Genomic DNA, 17,625 nt, shown 5'->3' with positions numbered 1-17,625 from the left:
ATGAAAAAAATAAATTTGTTTGGCATTGTGCTTTCAATAGTCGCTGTAAATCCTACAGCCGCCAGTTCATTGCAATGCAATAAGGATAACTTTGATGCATGCAAAACGTGTGAACAATTATCAAAGGCTATCGACTTAAAAGAACCTAATCGCGGCGATTACTATAGAGGGGCTTTATGGAATGGGCTTTACGTCTCCTATGTAATTAATTGCCCTGTGGTTGCTGAGAAGTTATTGAGCCATGGTGCTATACCATCATATGGCGGATATATGGGGTCTATGGGGGCGGTTCTGACAGGGAAATGGCCTCATAACAATGAATCAATAAATCTTTCATGGGCAGATTTGCTTATAAAACATGGGTTTGATGTTAATAAGCATACTGGGCATTATAAATCAGCTACTGAGGTATGGGCTATAGATAAAAAACAGATTGAATATAAGTCAGTGTTTGACAAGTTAATTCAATCCAGCGAAGTAAAACCACTCGATCCTTCAAGAAATTTAGAATGGTGTGCGTCTGAAGGGTATCGCTCAGTTGTCGTTTATTCCCTTAACTCATGTATAGAAAATGCTATAAAACGTTTAGATGACGGTGTTTCTTCAGCGTCTGATATTTCATCCGCAGCCGTAAATTCATGTACTAGCGATGTAGAAAATTTCAATAAGCATTTGTCATGCAAATCAGCTGTTAAAGAAAATTCTGATAAAGAGAAAAGAAACGTTTATCAGTTATTAACCAGTGATAGTCAAATGAATAAAAATGTTATGGATATGCTGAAGGAAAGAAATATTGAAACGGTTCTTGAATTCAGAGCTGAAAATCGTGCAATGAAAACTTCACAATAATAAAACATCTGTTCTGGATTGCGCCACTAATAAACCAGGTGGATCCGGTGATGAAGTAATTTTATAGAGGTGCTTATATGGATATTAAAGAGTTTAGTGAGTTAGAGAGACGCTATGAGCAAGCTAAAACGAACCGAGCTATAGGGGCATTTATTGGCGGCGGTGGGGTATTTGCTCTGTTAGCCGATTTTTTATGGGATGTTGCGAACCCAATATCAATAGGGGTATTAATAGGCGGCGGACTTGTTTTTTTTGCTGTATGCCACGAACAGGTTCGAAGTTCATTAAGAAAGTTGGATGAAGAATGTTATTTGAAGTATGGCAAGTCTTACTCTCAATCATTCCATGAAATTTTTAAAGACAAATATAATTAGTTAGTGGCGGGAGAAATAGTACACACGGAAATAAGTTACCGTCATAATCAACCGTGTCGATATCGATACGGTTGATGTTTCAATACTTTCGCGGATTACAGGGCAGACTTTGTTTGGCTGAATGCTTGAAAGCCAAGCCGCAAACTTACGAAAGGCAAGGCATATCATTAACTGTTTACCGCCAGCAGAAGGTATTTCGATTTCCGAAATACCTTTGACAAATCTCTGTTTTAATTTAACAAATTGAGCAGCCCAAACCATACCCATGCCTTCAACGATAGGTTTCATTGGGGTGTACGGTTCGCCGTTGTGATTGACGACATAAAGCTCTGCGCCGTGTAATGGCACGTTGATAGTAGTGACAAATTTGAAACATCGCTGGTTGTAAGCCAGCAGATGCTCGTTATTTTACGTCGCGGCACAATTTCTCGCTGCTGGCTCTTTTACACACATTAACCAAATATGGTTGATTTTAATGTTTGTCTGTGTCTATCATTACCTTTGCGGTAAATTTACACCGCACTCCTCTTGTGCCATAGTAATCGGGCACTGGCAAAATCCAGTGCCGGGATTGGCGTCCCGGATTACTAAAAGGCGCATTCACCGCGCAAGCGGTTTTTTTATGCGTATAGCACGGCCACATTCGTATTATGGTGGGCTGTGTGGGGGCACCGAAAGGTGCGCCGGGTCCTTTTAGCCGGTTACGCCAACCCTGCACAGTTCACCACCAACCGATTGGCGTCGGTAGTGGTGATTAACCAGACTAAAAGGTAACCACTATGACAGCTACAAAAAGCACGTCCATTTTTTCTTTCGAATCTCAAGCCGATATACGGGTAATCGTCATTAATGGTGAGCCATGGTTTATCGCTTCAGATGTTTGTCGGGCTATAGGCATAGCAAACCATCGAGATGCTGTTCGAAAACTTGATGATGATGAGAAGGGCGTCGCTTCAACCGACACCCCTGGCGGTGAGCAAGAATCGATCATTATCTCCGAGTCAGGCCTCTACACACTGATCCTCCGCTGCCGCGATGCGGTGACACCAGGCACTATCCCATACCGCTTTCGTAAATGGGTTACAGGTGAGGTTCTTCCTCAGATCCGCCGCACCGGAAGTTACATTAAAAACTCGCTCCCGCAGGAAGAACGCATAAAGATGGTTGCCGACCAGGTAGCCAACGCCACGGCGTCAGCAGTAATGCAGGCGATGAAGATAGAGAACAAAACCTACAGTGCCCCGCTGAAGCCCGGCTACCGCAGCCTGATTCATTCGCCGTCGGGTGTTCTCGGCCTGACGGAGAACTCACTGCTGATGAATCTGCTGAACCAGTTACAGGAAGACGGGCACGACGTATCGGGCGCGGCGGCGGAACTGACCACCATGTTCTGCTACATCGTCGGTGTGAGCAAATGCCTGCGTGATATCCAGACGCACGCGGAGTACATCAACGACAAGGCAGGGTTCTTCTGACGGGCGGCGGCACAGGGATGTGCCTTTAAATAATTCTGTACAGATTGCAGACTGGGGGTGAATAGCGTACTATTACCTCAAGGGTAAGAAAGCATTTTTAATCTTCCCTTCAAAACGCGTCCTGTAGCCAAACATGGGAGGACGAAATGAGAACAAATACAACAAGAAAAGCGATGCCATACATTATCCCAGAAGCAGATTTCGATAGAAAACTGAACATGTCTGAGAAGAACACTAGTCACACCGAAAGCTACTTAGCGAAAGGTGTGGTTGATTTCGTTCTTCCGGGATTCACAACACCTTATGGTTATCGCCTTGTAAAATCTTGTAATGGCGATCATTACAGAATGATTACTACCAGCGATACTCCAGAAACGGTGTATGCGGTTAAGTTAATCTTTCGGGAAGATATCGTCGAAGCCAAAAGAACATGTACGCAGATCATGGTATGGCGTACGCCTAATGTTATTCATGACCGTGCTGTTCATGGTTTGCCTCAGATTTTTTTTCAGTTCTTCCTAGAGCAATATGCGATCGTTGTATCTGATGAGCAACAAACAATCGATGGGAGAAGATTCTGGGAAAGAATGATTTCTTGGGCTATAAACACCCCAGGATATAATGTATACGTTTCAGATGGCTCTGAAGAAGATAGACCTCTTAGCTTCATGACATCATGGGATGATTTCTATAGCCAGTGGGCTGATTTCTGTTGGGGCAGTGATAAAGATGTGCATACCCACAGACTACTGGTTATAAGCAAAGATAAACTGCATTAATAGAAGCCCGCAGCGCGGGCTTTTTTGTGGACGAAACAAAAGTCAGTGCTACACTCATTGACGCCACATTGAGGTGGCTTATAGATGGAAATTTCACAATGAAAAAAGCATTTGCTGCACTGTTCGTTTTGTTGTCTCTGGTAGCTTCAACTCAGGCCTTTGCCGGTCGTTGTCAGCACGACAGCGATACTGCCGCTGACGGCTCCCGCTGCGGTGGGCGTTCTGCGGATTCCCGCCCAGGCGGCGGTGGCATTCGTTAAAAACAAGGCCGCGAAAGCGGCCTGTGACATGTCACGATAGTTTCGTTTTGCACGTCCCTGTGCCGCCGCCGTCAGAAGAACCCTGCCTTGTCGTTGATGTACTCCGCGTGGGTCTGGATATCACGCAGGCATTTGCTCACACCGACGATGTAGCAGAACATGGTGGTCAGCTCCGCCGCCGCGCCCGATACGTCGTGCCCGTCTTCCTGTAACTGGTTCAGCAGATTCATCAGCAGTGAGTTCTCCGTCAGGCCGAGAACACCCGACGGCGAGTGAATCAGACTGCGGTAGCCGGGCTTCAGTGGGGCACTGTATTCTTTTTTGTCTTCCAGCTTGATCGCCTCCATAATGGCGGGCATGAAGCCTGACAAGACCTTCTCCACCTTTGTTTCTTGTTGTCTTAAACGTTTCTCGCATTCAATGAAGTATCGGCGTATCTGGCGGCCTTTTTCGTTGCGCTCGACCATCGCAGTTTCTTTGGCCGTATCGAGGGTGAGGTGATAGTCTTTGCTACGGCGATCGCCTCCTCGACCTTTGATTTCCCGATTTGGGGAAACCAAAATATAGTCCTGATTTTCAACGAAACCATATTCAGCAATGCGTTCTGTAATCCACGATGCAAAGCGTTTACCTACCCCAAGAAAAGTATGTAAATCGCGAGCATTAACGAGAAGAGTGGTTTCGTTGGCGATAGTGCCGTTGAATACGGGGATGAGTTGAGCGTTCATGATGGCGTCTCCACTTAGCGAATTACATCACCACCGCTGAGACCAATCAGATGGTGGTGAACTGAACGGAGTTGGTCTTACCGGCCTAAGTGGTACCGGCGTCCTTTCGGACCCCCATTCAGCCCACCATAATTCTGGCATGACTGTGCTATACGCATAAAAAAACCACGTCTGGCGTGGTATGCGCCACTTAGTAATCCGGGAGACCAATCCCGGCACTGGATTTTGCCAGTGCCCGATTACTATGGCACAAGAGGAGTGCGGTGTAAATTTACCGCAAAGGTAAATATAAGCACTCCACTTGGTAATTACAAACCTTATCTGGTTTGTTTTCGTAATTGTTCGGCACAATAGTCGAGATGTGTTTGCAGATCCCGCATAGACATCTGTGAGCTGGTGACGTAGTTAATCAGTGCAGTCAGTTCGGCAAGTGGACCATCGACATTAAATCCATCCTTATCGAGATCCCGGAGTAATTTCATCAAGTGCGATCCCTCCACCAGTGACCTGACGCCTCCCGGCGTGTGAATCCTTTCGGTAAATCCCTCTTCCAGTGGATAGTGATACTGCTGCATCTTAATCTTCTCCATGCAATAACTGTATATTTATACAGTAGCAAATAATTTGTTTGCTATCCAGCACGTTTTGAAAATTACCTGAAAGGTAATATCTATTCATATTCACAGTCTCTCTATCCATATATGGTTTTTCGGGTAATAGAATAACCAGATATGCGGCGCAACGGGTGCTGCGACTATCTGGAGATTTAACATGACGGTCTCAACCGAAGTTGACCACAACGAATACACAGGTAACGGCGTTACGACATCATTTCCGTATACCTTCCGTATTTTCAAAAAATCCGACCTGGTTGTTCAGGTGTCTGACCTTAACGGTAACGTTACAAAACTAGTGCTGGATGCTGGTTATACGGTAACAGGGGCGGGAACTTATAGTGGCGGTGCAGTGGTTCTTCCGTCGCCGCTTGCTGCTGGCTGGCGAATCACGATAGAGCGTGTGCTTGATGTGGTGCAGGAGACTGATCTTCGCAATCAGGGAAAATTTTTCCCCGAAGTTCATGAGGATGCATTTGACTACCTGACGATGCTGATCCAGCGATGTTTTGGGTGGTTCAGACGTGCATTGATGAAACCATCTTTGCTTGCAAAATATTACGATGCAAAGCAAAACAGAATATCTAACCTTGCCGATCCATCACTTGAGCAGGACGCTGTAAATAATCGCTCAATGCGTAATTATGTCGATGCTGCAATCGCCGGGGTTGTTGGTGGTTTTGGTTGGTTTATTCAGTATGGTTCTGGAGCGGTATACAGAACACTCCAGGATAAGATGCGTGATGGTGTCAGCATTAAGGATTTTGGAGCTCAAAATGGAATCTTAAATGATAACAAGGAGGCTTTTACAAAATCATTACATTCGTTTAGCAGTGTTTTTGTTCCGGAAGGGGTATTCAATACATCTTTAGTTTCTCTTTCACGTTGTGGCTTGTACGGAACAGGTGGGGGAACGATAAAACAGTATGACAGAGATGGTAATCATCTGGTTTTTAACATGCCCGATGGTGGCATGCTTAGTACGCTAACAATTATGGGAAATAAATCAGATGATAGTGTGCAGGGACACCAGGTGTCATTTTCAGGTGGCCATGATGTATCGGTTAAAAATATCAGATTTACAAATACGCGAGGAACAGGATTTAGCTTGATCGCTTATCCGAATAATGGTATTCCGTCAGGTTACATTGTTAGAGATATAAGAGGAGAGTATTTAGGGTTCGCAAATAATAAAAAAGCAGGTTGTGTGCTTTTTGATTCATCGCAAAATACGCTAATTGATGGTGTGATAGCCAGAAATTATCCTCAGTTTGGTGCAGTGGAACTTAAAACAGCAGCAAAATATAACATTGTCAGCAATGTTATTGGTGAAGAGTGTCAGCACGTTGTTTACAATGGAACTGAGACGGAAACTGCCCCAACGAATAATATCATTAGCAGTGTAATGGCTAACAACCCAAAATACGCCGCAGTAGTTGTTGGCAAGGGGACTGGTAACCTGATTTCGAATGTGCTGGTTGATTACTCTGAATCGGACGCAAAGCAGGCGCACGGAGTCACCGTTCAGGGAAATAATAATATTGCCAGTAATATTCTAATGACTGGGTGTGATGGGAAAAATGAATCAGGAGATCTGCAGACATCTACAACCATTCGTTTCTTAGATGCTGCACGCAGTAATTATGCGTCAATATTCCCCATGTATAGTTCTTCCGGCGTGGTTACCTTCGAGGAAGGGTGTATCAGGAACTTTGTTGAAATTAAACATCCGGGTGACAGAAATAATATTCTGAGTTCTGCATCAGCGGTGACTGGTATTTCCAGTATAGACGGCACTACAAATAGCAATGTTGTTCACGTCCCTGCGCTTGGTCAGTACGTTGGGACTATGTCAGGGCGTTTTGAATGGTGGGTTAAATATTTTAACCTTGCTAACCAGACGCTTGTTTCTGCAGATAAATTCAGAATGCTTGCTGAAGGCGATGTATCTCTGGCTGTGGGAGGCGGTATAAGTTCGCAATTGAAATTATTCAATAGTGATAATACTAAAGGCACTATGTCGCTAATAAATGGAAATATTCGAATATCTACTGGAAATTCAGAATATATACAGTTTTCTGATTCAGCCATGACACCATCGACAACGAATACTTATTCTCTTGGGTTGGCTGGTCGTGCATGGTCGGGGGGATTTACCCAGTCAGCGTTTACGGTGCTGTCCGATGCGCGTTTCAAGACTGCTCCAGAGGTTATTGATGAGAAAATACTGGACGCATGGGAAAGAGTGGAATGGGTTTCATACCAGTACCTTGACAGGATCGAAGTGAAAGGTAAAGACGGAGCAAGATGGCACTTTGGTGCAGTTGCGCAGCATGTTATCAGTGTATTTCAGAATGAAGGCATAGATGTGTCACGACTGGCATTTATCTGTTATGACAAGTGGAATGAGACCCCGGCAGAATACAGGGATGTGACGGAAGAAGAGCATTCTGCAGGAGTTTACCCACTTATACAGACAAAGGTTCTGGTACGCGAAGCCGTCGAGGCTGGTGAATGTTACGGTATCCGTTATGAAGAGGCTCTGATTCTGGAATCTGCGATGATGAGACGCAGGGTTAAAAAGCTGGAAGAGCAAGTTTTGCAATTAACAGGGAATTGAACCGTAAATGGTGTGTTGTTGCGCGGTATACTTTTCCTGAAGCAGGGTGTTTGCAAATAAACGGGTTTCGTTATGTCATTCCAACTAACCAATGAAACTTCAAATCAGTGGCTTAGTGTTAGTTCTCTTGCTGCGGTTATTGCAGGTGTCCCTCCGGAGGTTGCTTTAGGGGCTTTGGCTGGGGCGGTAATTTTTGTTACCTCTGCAGTAGAGTACCCCATCCGTCGCCGGGTGCTCCTGTCGATGCTCAGCTTTCTTTGCGGCCTTCTCTTTTACAAACCAGCAGCATCAATTCTTATCGGCATAGCCAGCCTGATCCCTACCATCACGCAGGACTCTTTTGAAAAAGGGATTGTTTTCTCTGCAGGCGCATTCGTGTCAGCAATTGTCGCCGTGCGTATTGGCATCTGGCTCTATCACCGTTCCGATAATCCACGCGAGTTAATTCCGGGGAGAAAAGACGATGGTAACGCATGAGTTTTTTTTGCTTATCACCAATGCAGTTATTTGTACTGGCATAGCAATTCGCGTTGTCACATTCCGGCGTAACGGCTCTCAACATCGAAGATGGGGAGGGTGGCTTGCTTATTTCCTTATTGTTGCTGCGGCAAGTATTCCTGTTCGTGTCGTCTATGCAATCTGGTTACGCACGCCAATGGCTGTGGATTTATCTGAGGTCATTATCAACGCTGTCATGCTTGCCGCGGTTATTAAAACACGCGGTAACGTTGTTCATATTTTCAAAATATCGAGGTCTAAACATGGAGATTAAACAATTCCAGCGAGCTGCTGGTATTAGCGAGGCGCTGGCCGCTCGCTGGTTCTCGCATATAACTTCTGCGATGAAAGAGTTTGGTATCAGCAAACCCGAAGATCAGGCAATGTTTATTGCTCAGGTCGGGCATGAGTCTGGTGGCTTCAACCGGTTGCAGGAAAATTTCAACTACAGCGTCACCGGACTGGCTAACTTCGTTCGGGCTGGGCGTCTCACCCAGGGACAGGCTAACGCACTGGGCCGCCGTGCTGGTGAGCCACCATTGCCACTTGAGCGCCAGCGCGCGATCGCAAATCTGGTGTACAGCAAACGCATGGGTAACAATGCCTCTGGTGATGGCTGGAATTACCGTGGTCGCGGACTTATCCAGATTACCGGTTTGAATAACTATCGTGACTGTGGAAACGGTCTTAAGGTTGACCTGCTGGAGAGTCCTGAACTGCTGGCGCAGGACGAATACGCGGCTCGTAGCGCGGCGTGGTTCTTTGCCAGCAAAGGATGCATGAAGTATACCGGCGATATTGCACGTGTAACTCTGATTATCAATGGTGGCCGGAACGGCATCGACGACCGGCGCGCGCGGTACATCACTGCCAGTAAGGTGCTGGCGGTATGATCTGGGCATTCGCAAAAGCATACTGGAAACAGTTGGTTATCATGGCGATGCTTGCTGTTCTGGTCATATCAGGAGTTGTAGCCTGGAATGCACACGGCAGTCGTCAGTACGACGCCGGGTATGCGCAGGCACAGGAAGATCAGAAACAGGCTGATGATAAGGCCAGGTCACAACGTGATCAGGAGAAAACACAAATTGAACGTGAAGCACAGTCCCGTATCGATGTGGCGCGTGTTGATGCTGAGCATGCTAATGCCGCTGCTGACAGCCTGCGCGCCGAGCTTGACAAAACCAAGCGACTCGCCGAACACTATACCGGATCTTTCCCCACTGGCACGCCAGCCAGCAAGGTCATCGGTGTGCTCGCCGACATGCTTGAAGAAAGCAACCGAGTTTACAACGCAACAGCAGCTGAGGCTGAAAAGTATCGGATTGCAGGAGAATCCTGCGAACAGCAATACGATTCACTGAAGAAGCAAAAATCGTGGCACTGATTTCCGGTGACGGTATATAAAACGGTACGGTGAAAATCATTTGGAAGAAAGTTGTTATCAGTCAATTGTTTATGTGTATCGTAAATAATTGAGTGGGAATGATTTGACTCTGCACTATGAATGAACAAAACCCTCTGTTACTACAGAGGGTTTTTTATACTCACGAATCATAGGATTGAAGTTACTAACATCGATTAATTAAACCAGCTATCTGATTTATTCTCTTCTGCTTTGCCCACGCTTTTCATCAGATCGCGACCGCCTTCAGTCATATTCCTGTTTGCGTCAGCTTCAGATTGCACCACATCGGTTTGCGCAGCTTTGTGCTTCAGTTCCTGATCGATAAATTCGTTTTCTCGCTTAACGCGGGCTTCTTCTTTCGCCAGCGCCAGTTTTTGCTTCTGAATCTCTAAGCTGCGTAGCTCATCTTCATAACTTTGATCGCGTCTTTTGTCCGCAGTGGCTTCGGCGTCCAGTTTATCCTGACGAGCTTTCTTATTCGCCGCTGCCGTTGCCGCTCTTTTATTAGCCGCGGCCTGGGCGTTTGCGCGACGTTGCTTCTCTTGCTGGATTTCCCTGTTGCGCTCCGCGACCCATTCGTCATGCTGCCTTTGCTCTTCATTTTTACCTTGCTGTTCCGCTTCTGCGACAGCCGAGAGTTGATCCTGCAATGATGAGGCGATAGCCGGATAGCTTAAGGAGGCTAAGATGGCGCAAAGAAAAACTTTCTTCATGACTCCTCCTGATCATTAGCTCTTTTCAGGACATTTCGTATTTGGCTGAATACGCGTTTCGTTATACGTCGTGGTAATAACAACGGCTAAACCTGTCGTAAACTGGCACTCTTTACCCACCTGGGTGGAGGTATACACTTTGGTGCCTTCCTTATACGTTAGAGAAACACCTTCCACTAAGGTTTTATCATTCACCATAGAACCCGCTGCCGCGCCAACAGCTCCGCCGCCAACTGCACCTGCCGTCGTTCCGGAATTGCTGCCAGACCCCACGTTGTGGCCGATTACACCGCCAGCGACTGCACCAATAAGCGCGCCGAAGGCTTGTGCATTTCGTTTATTTTGGGCGTTGTCTACGGCAACTTTTGCGGGAAGAATGGAAATAATATTAACGGTTTTAGTTTCTTGTTTGGTATTCAGTTGATCGGTTTGATAAACATCGGCGGCATGATCATCAGCATTTGACTGGCATCCTGCCAGAGTGAATGACGCTAACATTGCCACAGGCAGAAGACATTTTTTAAATTTCATCACTATTCCTTGTTATACACATTACGAAAAATAAGACATTTAAGATCATCAAAAGAGGAAAGTAAATGTATTGCGTATAAAGGAATAGATTAAATTTATTAAAATTCATGCGGGAAATAATTTATAAAAATACATCATCACAACATATGTATTAATGATGTATTTATTTCGCAGCCGAACAGGATGAACTTCAGTCAGAACAAAGACGTAAAATTTAAGATGAAAAAATATCTGCCGCTTTGATAATCCCAAAGAGCAAAAGCATCCGACAGCGAGGTGCCGTTATGTTCTGTGAGAGTGGAGAAGGTAACCGCTAACGTTGTACCGGTGATTCGACGGAGAGTGTGGATTGCTGAGCTTCTTTTTTGCTCTGATGGTGCTGCCAGGCACCGACGGACGAGTAGATAAAACGGCCAAAGAAGAAGATAAAGCTGATGAGCAGTACGATACGGGTCATGCGACTGTTAAATCGGTGTCGTTTTCGCATACTGGTTGCCTGACTCACAAAAGGTTCCTTGAAGTATGTCCCACGCCGTGGACGGTACTTACATTAAGGCACAACAGGACAAAATGGTCAATTCTTCGTTATGTAAAAAAGCGTCAGTTGATACATATTTTAATGTTATGAAAGTTAATTTAATTATTTACAATGATGATGTAATAATGATGAGTTAACATGATAAACGTAATAATTCATTAATCAGGGTTATTTTGTTTGATATATATCAATTGGAACTTTCATATGACACTTAGAATCATTGCTCTCTATAGTGATGAATAATCATCATTCGAAGTCAGGTGGGATGCCTGTCTGAATACACCTCCTTCAGGATGTGGGGGATTCTGCTGAGCATCTATGAAACTGAATGCAACTTATATAAAAATACGTGATAAATGGTGGGGGCTTCCGCTGTTCCTGCCTTCTTTAATCTTGCCCATTTTCGCCCACATTAATACTTTCGCGCATATTTCTTCCGGTGAAGTTTTTCTCTTTTATCTGCCACTGGCACTGATGATCAGCATGATGATGTTTTTCAGCTGGGCGGCATTGCCAGGGATCGCCTTAGGGATTTTTGTCCGCAAATATGCAGAGCTGGGTTTTTACGAAACGCTCTCATTAACGGCTAATTTTATTATCATTATCATTCTCTGTTGGGGCGGTTACAGGGTTTTTACCCCCCGGCGTAACAACGTTTCACATGGTGATAGCCGTTTAATTTCCCAGCGACTATTCTGGCAGATTGTGTTTCCTGCAACGCTGTTTCTGATACTTTTCCAGTTTGCTGCGTTTGTAGGGTTACTGGCGAGCAGAGAAAATCTGGTCGGCGTCATGCCCTTTAACCTCGGGACCTTAATCAATTATCAGGCCTTGCTGGTGGGTAATCTGATTGGTGTCCCGCTGTGCTACTTCATCATTCGGGTGGTGCGAAATCCGTTTTATTTACGTAGCTATTATTCGCAATTAAAACAGCAGGTTGATGCCAAAGTTACCAAAAAAGAGTTCGCAATCTGGCTACTGGCATTAGGTGCTTTACTATTGCTGTTATGCATGCCGTTAAATGAAAAAAGCACGATTTTTAGCACCAATTACACCTTGTCATTATTGCTGCCCCTGATGATGTGGGGAGCGATGCGCTATGGTTATAAGCTGATTTCATTGCTCTGGGCGGTCGTGTTGATGATCAGCATCCACAGCTATCAAAATTACATTCCCATTTATCCTGGCTATACCACGCAGCTCACCATAACCTCCTCCAGTTATCTGGTATTCTCTTTTATTGTCAATTACATGGCTGTACTGGCAACCCGTCAGCGAGCGGTAGTCAGACGCATTCAGCGGCTTGCGTATGTGGACCCGGTGGTTCATCTGCCAAATGTTCGCGCCCTGAATCGCGCGTTACGTGATGCCCCCTGGTCTGCGCTTTGTTATTTACGCATCCCTGGCATGGAAATGCTGGTTAAGAATTATGGCATCATGCTGCGGATTCAATACAAGCAAAAACTTTCTCACTGGCTGTCACCATTGTTGGAACCGGGTGAAGATGTTTATCAGCTTTCGGGTAACGATCTCGCGCTGCGGCTGAATACAGAATCGCACCAGGAGCGCATTACCGCACTGGATAGCCATCTCAAGCAATTTCGTTTCTTTTGGGATGGAATGCCGATGCAACCGCAGATTGGCGTCAGTTACTGCTATGTGCGCTCGCCAGTGAATCATATCTACCTGCTGCTGGGAGAGCTAAATACAGTGGCCGAACTTTCCATCGTGACCAACGCCCCGGAAAATATGCAGCGTCGCGGAGCAATGTATTTGCAACGCGAATTGAAAGATAAAGTCGCGATGATGAATCGGCTACAGCGGGCGCTGGAACACAACCATTTTTTCCTGATGGCCCAGCCGATTACCGGTATGCGTGGTGATGTCTACCATGAAATTCTTCTGCGCATGAAAGGTGAGAATGATGAACTGATCAGCCCCGATAGCTTCTTACCGGTCGCGCACGAATTTGGTTTATCGTCGAGTATCGACATGTGGGTCATTGAGCATACGCTGCAATTTATGGCTGAAAACAGAGCGAAGATGCCCGCTCACCGTTTTGCTATTAATCTGTCTCCAACCTCGGTATGTCAGGCTCGTTTTCCTGTTGAAGTCAGTCAGCTGCTGGCTAAATATCAGATTGAAGCGTGGCAACTTATTTTTGAAGTCACCGAAAGTAATGCTCTGACCAATGTTAAGCAGGCGCAAATCACCTTGCAGCATCTTCAGGAATTAGGCTGCCAGATTGCGATTGATGATTTCGGCACCGGCTACGCCAGCTATGCGCGGCTTAAAAATGTGAATGCCGATCTGCTTAAAATTGACGGCAGTTTTATCCGCAATATTGTGTCAAATAGTCTGGATTATCAGATAGTGGCGTCGATTTGCCACCTGGCGCGAATGAAGAAAATGCGGGTAGTGGCAGAGTACGTTGAAAACGAAGAGATCCGCGAGGCGGTGCTCTCTTTGGGGATCGATTATATGCAGGGTTATCTTATTGGTAAGCCGCAACCGTTAATTGATACGCTGAATGAAATCGAACCCATTCGCGAAAGTGCCTGAATAATGCGGGCCGACATTTCTCGTCGGCCCGCAAAGCATTAAGCGGCGATTTCTGGTGTACTTTCTTCTTCAATTTTCAACCGCCAGCCAGCCACGCCTTCCCAGTATTCTTGCTCCTTTTCCAGATCAAGCAGTACCAGCGCATTCTGACTAAACCAGTCATGCGGGAAACGCAGTGTCCAGTGACTGTCATCAGTAATCAGCGTCAATGTTGGCGGTGTGGTGGTTGCCTGACGTTGATTATTGAGTAATACGCCAAGGCGCAATAGCTGAATCAGTGGCAGGAACTGTTTCTTCTTAAACAAGGTAAAGCGCGGCAGATCGTCGAGTTTAATCGCTTTACGGTGATAGCGCACCAGTGTCGCCATCATCAGCTGCTGTTCCTGATTAAAACCCGGCAAGTCGCTGTTTTGCAGAATATAAGCGGAGTGGCGATGCAAACCGCTGTGGTTGATATTCAACCCGACCTCATGCAGCATGGCGGCCCATCGCAGTAGCGCCTCCAGTTGTGGATGCGCCAGCTTCGGTTGCTGTTCCCGCCACTGTTCGTACATTTGCATAGTGGTATCCAGCACCCGTCGGGCCTGTTCGCTGTCGATGTGATACTGGTTGGCGAGGCTGCTGGCAGTGCGACTACGCACATCCTGATGACGGAAACGTCCTTCCATTTCATACAGTACGCCTTCGCGTAACGCCCCGTCAGAAAGGCGCAGTTCACGGATGGCTAAAGCATCAAACACACCGCATAAAATCGCCAGTCCAGGAACGAAGACTGTTTTCCGCTCTTCGGAAAGACCAGGTAAACTCAGCGATGCGAAATTACGGTGCCGTAAAACTTCTTTTACCAGTTTTTCCAGACGTTCCGGGGTAATTATCCCGTCTTTCTCGCCCATTTCCATTAACACTTCATGGGCGGCTTTTATGGTACCGGAAGCGCCCATTGCCACGTTCCAGCCCTGAATTCGAAATTGCCAGGTTAACGTTTCCAGTTTTTGTGCTGCCGCCATGCGAGCGCGCTGAAAATTCTCTTTATTGATGACCCCGCCATGAAAATAAAGCTGGGCAAAGCTGACACAACCCATCCGGCGGCTTTCAACGAGAATCGGTTCGAAATTTTCACCAATTACCAGTTCTGTAGAACCGCCGCCAATATCAATAACCAGTTTGCGACCTTTTTCCGGTTGGGTATGTTCCACGCCCATAAAAATCAGACGGGCTTCTTCATTACCGGAAATAATTTCGATCGGGTAGGGAATGACTTTTTCCGCGCGTTTCAGAAAGTCAGTGGCGTTCAGCGCCTGACGCAGCGTATGGGTACCAACTATACAGACGCTGGCAGGAGAAAACCCTTGTAGCCTTTCGGCAAATAGCGACAGACAGTTCAAACCGCGCGTCATTGCCTCTTCACTCAACATATTATCTGGCCCCAGGCCGTCCGCCAGATGCACCCGCTGTTTCAGGCGGCCAATAATCTGCATGGCACCATCTACCACACGGGCTATGACCATGTGAAAACTGTTTGAACCAAGATCGACCGCAGCAAACTCCTGCGGACGAGGGGATTTATCGTGTATTGGCATAGGGTTATTCAGATTGTTCGAGTGATTTGATGTAGTCGTAAATCGCCAACTGCGCCCGTACTTTGCGGCGATTGCCGCGGGGAACGTAGCGATTACTGAGTTCTTTATCGATATAACGTGCTTTGACCGTATCGCTGAACAATATGTCGATGATGTCCAGCACCCGCTGCTTCAGGCGCGGATCGAGCAGCGGCGTTGCCACTTCAATACGATAATCAATATTGCGCGTCATCCAGTCGGCGGAAGAAAGGTAGACCTTTTTATCGCCGCCATTTTCAAAAATATAAACCCGGTCATGTTCAAGGTAACGGTCAACAATACTGATGGCACGAATGTTGTCGCTAATGCCTTCCAGATTGGGGATCAGAGAACACATTCCGCGCACCAGCAGATTAACCGGTACGCCGGAGCTGGAGGCCGCATACAGACGATCAACCAGGCCTTTATCGACAAGGTTATTTAGCTTCAGGGTGATACCACTGGGCAGCCCTTGCTGCGCGTTGGCGATCTCGCGGTCCACCAATTCATACAACAGACGGCGAGAGTTTTGCGGCGACACCATTAAATAATCAAATGTCACCGGACGGTATGGGTTTTCAATAAAGTTGAACACCCGCCGTACTTCGTTAGTGATGCGCGCATCGGCGGTCAGCAACGAATAGTCAGTATAAAGACGCGCGGTTTTTTCGTTAAAGTTCCCGGTCCCGATGTGTGCGTAACGCACCACTTCACCGTTTTCTTTACGTGAAATCAGGAACAGTTTGGCGTGAATTTTCAGCCCCGGCGCAGAGAAGATAACGTGCACGCCTGCTTCGGTCAGGCGCTTCGCCCAGTGAATGTTGGCTTCTTCGTCGAAACGCGCCTGTAACTCAACCACCACGGTGACTTTCTTACCGTTGTGTGCGGCGTGGATCATCGAGTCGATGATGCGTGAATCTTTCGCCACGCGGTAAATGTTAATTTTAATCGCCAGTACGCTCGGGTCGAACGAAGCCTGACGCAGCAGTTCCAGTACATGCTCAAAGGTGTGATAAGGATAATAGAGCAACACATCGCGTTCGCGAATGGCATCAAAACCATTGCGGAACTGGGCTTTATCAAACCAAATATGGCGTAAACGCGGCAGTGGTTTGTTCACCAGATTGGCTTTGCCGACATTGGGGAAATTAATAAAGTCTTTAAAATTATGATAACGACCGCCGGGGACGATGGAGTCGTAGCGGGAAATAGTCAGTTTTTCGCGTAACACTTCAACCAGAGCATTGGGCATATCGCGCTGATAAACAAAACGCACCGGCTCAGCAGTTAAACGCTGCTTGAGACTGGAAGACATCAACTCCATCAGACTGGCTTCCATCTCATGCACTAAATCGTATTCGGCATCGCGGGTCATCTTCATTGAATAGGCATTCAGTGCGTCATAATCAAAGAAGCCTTTGAAAATATCATCAAGGCAGTAACGCAGAATGTTATCCAGAAGAATCATCGGCTTGCGTCGACGCGGCGCTTCTGGCGGTAAATTCACAAAGCGCGGCACTTTATCTGATGGGATCTCCAGCAGCGCGTAACGGATGGTATCGCCACGGATAATTTCCACCGCCAGATAGGTGTAATCATCTTTCAGGAACTGCACTAAGTCAGTGTCAGGATTGATTAAAATCGGCGTAATGTGCTGACGCAGATACTGCTTAAAATAATGACGCAGCCAGTTTTGTTGATTGACGGAGAGCTGGCGTTCATTAATCAGGAAGATCTGGTTGCGCGCCATTTCCAGCAGTAGCTCGTTGTAGAGGCCGTCGAATTCCTGATCGGCTTTCAGCACACGGGACTGAATTTTGCCCAGTAAATGGCGGGAATGAGAGTTAGAGCCTTGTTCTTCGCTAATAATGATGCGTCGCTTCAGTTCAGCGAAGCGGACTTTATAGAACTCATCAAGGTTATTGGAATAGATCCCCAGGAAACGCATCCTTTCAATCAGCGGGTTAGATTTGTCCGCCGCTTCCTGAAGCACGCGTTCATTGAACGATAACCAACTGAGCTCTTTTTCGATGTATAGCTTTTCCTGACCCATTACCACTTTTACTCCGTTTTATTCA

Annotated in this window: 19 protein-coding genes and 1 pseudogene; 12 read left to right on the top strand and 8 right to left on the bottom strand. The window is 46.5% G+C overall.

Going from position 1 to position 17,625, the window contains the following annotated elements; all coding sequences use genetic code 11:
- Together C4F37_RS16775 and C4F37_RS16770 are read left to right on the top strand one after the other, a co-directional pair.
- Positions 1-849, top strand: coding sequence for a hypothetical protein (locus C4F37_RS16775; RefSeq protein ID WP_032153854.1), 849 nt, complete (start codon positions 1-3; stop codon positions 847-849).
- 77 nt (positions 850-926) lie between these two features.
- Positions 927-1,223: a hypothetical protein gene (locus C4F37_RS16770; RefSeq protein ID WP_001555166.1), complete on the top strand. Its 297-nt coding sequence runs from the start codon at positions 927-929 to the stop codon at positions 1,221-1,223.
- 81 nt (positions 1,224-1,304) lie between these two features.
- Here the strand turns inward: C4F37_RS16770 and C4F37_RS16765 are convergent.
- A pseudogene (locus tag C4F37_RS16765) lies at positions 1,305-1,616 on the bottom strand (phage antirepressor N-terminal domain-containing protein); the annotation flags it as partial.
- A 386-nt stretch (positions 1,617-2,002) separates the two neighbouring features.
- On the opposite strand from C4F37_RS16765, the gene C4F37_RS16755 reads away from it, so the two are divergent.
- The 3 genes from C4F37_RS16755 (at position 2,003) to C4F37_RS16745 (ending at position 3,737) form a co-directional block, all read left to right on the top strand.
- A complete protein-coding gene (locus C4F37_RS16755) occupies positions 2,003-2,698 on the top strand; it encodes a BRO-N domain-containing protein (RefSeq protein WP_000127505.1) in 696 nt (231 codons plus the stop codon).
- A 146-nt stretch (positions 2,699-2,844) separates the two neighbouring features.
- Entirely contained in the window at positions 2,845-3,477 is a 633-nt protein-coding gene (locus tag C4F37_RS16750; protein WP_001260052.1) for a hypothetical protein, read from the top strand.
- A gap of 98 nt (positions 3,478-3,575) precedes the next feature.
- A complete protein-coding gene (locus C4F37_RS16745) occupies positions 3,576-3,737 on the top strand; it encodes a hypothetical protein (RefSeq protein ID WP_000708858.1) in 162 nt (53 codons plus the stop codon).
- Between the two features lie 71 nt (positions 3,738-3,808).
- Here the strand turns inward: C4F37_RS16745 and C4F37_RS16740 are convergent, their stop codons facing one another.
- Positions 3,809-4,465 (bottom strand): phage antirepressor Ant, encoded by a 657-nt coding sequence (locus C4F37_RS16740; RefSeq protein WP_000993735.1) that lies wholly within the window; start codon positions 4,463-4,465, stop codon positions 3,809-3,811.
- Between the two features lie 317 nt (positions 4,466-4,782).
- Entirely contained in the window at positions 4,783-5,040 is a 258-nt protein-coding gene (locus C4F37_RS28280) for a hypothetical protein (protein WP_016245482.1), read from the bottom strand.
- Positions 5,041-5,236: 196 nt separating this feature from the next.
- Between C4F37_RS28280 and C4F37_RS16730 the strand changes: the two genes are divergently transcribed.
- The 5 genes from C4F37_RS16730 (at position 5,237) to C4F37_RS16710 (ending at position 9,584) form a co-directional block, all read left to right on the top strand.
- On the top strand, positions 5,237-7,699 hold the full coding sequence (locus tag C4F37_RS16730) for a tail fiber domain-containing protein (RefSeq protein ID WP_032153853.1): 2,463 nt from the start codon (positions 5,237-5,239) through the stop codon (positions 7,697-7,699).
- Between the two features lie 72 nt (positions 7,700-7,771).
- On the top strand, positions 7,772-8,176 hold the full coding sequence (locus C4F37_RS16725) for a putative holin (RefSeq protein WP_000009883.1): 405 nt from the start codon (positions 7,772-7,774) through the stop codon (positions 8,174-8,176).
- Positions 8,163-8,471 carry a phage holin family protein gene (locus tag C4F37_RS16720; RefSeq protein WP_016245479.1) on the top strand — a complete coding sequence of 103 codons (309 nt, stop codon included), beginning with the start codon at positions 8,163-8,165 and terminating at the stop codon, positions 8,469-8,471. The genes C4F37_RS16725 and C4F37_RS16720 overlap by 14 nt, the downstream gene beginning before the upstream one ends.
- Entirely contained in the window at positions 8,461-9,090 is a 630-nt protein-coding gene (locus C4F37_RS16715; RefSeq protein ID WP_032153852.1) for a glycoside hydrolase family 19 protein, read from the top strand. Before C4F37_RS16720 ends, C4F37_RS16715 begins: the two co-directional genes overlap by 11 nt.
- Positions 9,087-9,584: a DUF2514 family protein gene (locus C4F37_RS16710; RefSeq protein ID WP_000637727.1), complete on the top strand. Its 498-nt coding sequence runs from the start codon at positions 9,087-9,089 to the stop codon at positions 9,582-9,584. Before C4F37_RS16715 ends, C4F37_RS16710 begins: the two co-directional genes overlap by 4 nt.
- Before the next feature lie 194 nt (positions 9,585-9,778).
- On the opposite strand, the gene C4F37_RS16705 is transcribed toward C4F37_RS16710, so the two are convergent.
- The 3 genes from C4F37_RS16705 to C4F37_RS16690 all read right to left on the bottom strand — a co-directional run bounded on the left by C4F37_RS16705 (position 9,779) and on the right by C4F37_RS16690 (position 11,354).
- The gene (locus C4F37_RS16705) at positions 9,779-10,318 is read right to left on the bottom strand and encodes a DUF5384 family protein (RefSeq protein WP_001774017.1); all 540 of its coding nucleotides are present in this window, start codon (positions 10,316-10,318) and stop codon (positions 9,779-9,781) included.
- Positions 10,319-10,333: 15 nt separating this feature from the next.
- Complete coding sequence (locus C4F37_RS16700; RefSeq protein WP_001311989.1) at positions 10,334-10,852, bottom strand: glycine zipper 2TM domain-containing protein; 519 nt, start codon at positions 10,850-10,852, stop codon at positions 10,334-10,336.
- A 310-nt stretch (positions 10,853-11,162) separates the two neighbouring features.
- Positions 11,163-11,354 carry a YfgG family protein gene (locus tag C4F37_RS16690; RefSeq protein WP_000076001.1) on the bottom strand — a complete coding sequence of 64 codons (192 nt, stop codon included), beginning with the start codon at positions 11,352-11,354 and terminating at the stop codon, positions 11,163-11,165.
- Between the two features lie 17 nt (positions 11,355-11,371).
- On the opposite strand from C4F37_RS16690, the gene C4F37_RS27570 reads away from it, so the two are divergent.
- Complete coding sequence (locus C4F37_RS27570; protein WP_000017558.1) at positions 11,372-11,524, top strand: hypothetical protein; 153 nt, start codon at positions 11,372-11,374, stop codon at positions 11,522-11,524.
- A 181-nt stretch (positions 11,525-11,705) separates the two neighbouring features.
- Positions 11,706-13,949, top strand: coding sequence for a cyclic-guanylate-specific phosphodiesterase PdeF (gene pdeF, locus C4F37_RS16680; protein WP_000772715.1), 2,244 nt, complete (start codon positions 11,706-11,708; stop codon positions 13,947-13,949).
- A 38-nt stretch (positions 13,950-13,987) separates the two neighbouring features.
- Here pdeF and ppx read toward each other — a convergent pair whose 3' ends face one another.
- Together ppx and ppk1 are read right to left on the bottom strand one after the other, a co-directional pair.
- Positions 13,988-15,529 carry an exopolyphosphatase gene (ppx, locus tag C4F37_RS16675; RefSeq protein WP_001121350.1) on the bottom strand — a complete coding sequence of 514 codons (1,542 nt, stop codon included), beginning with the start codon at positions 15,527-15,529 and terminating at the stop codon, positions 13,988-13,990.
- Between the two features lie 4 nt (positions 15,530-15,533).
- Entirely contained in the window at positions 15,534-17,600 is a 2,067-nt protein-coding gene (gene ppk1 / locus C4F37_RS16670; RefSeq protein ID WP_001467886.1) for a polyphosphate kinase 1, read from the bottom strand.
- Positions 17,601-17,625: the final 25 nt, after the last annotated feature.

It is taken from the genome of Escherichia sp. R1 (assembly GCF_003000935.1).
Classification (GTDB): Bacteria; Pseudomonadota; Gammaproteobacteria; order Enterobacterales; family Enterobacteriaceae; genus Escherichia; species Escherichia coli.
This window is presented reverse-complemented; position numbering and strand designations above follow the sequence as displayed.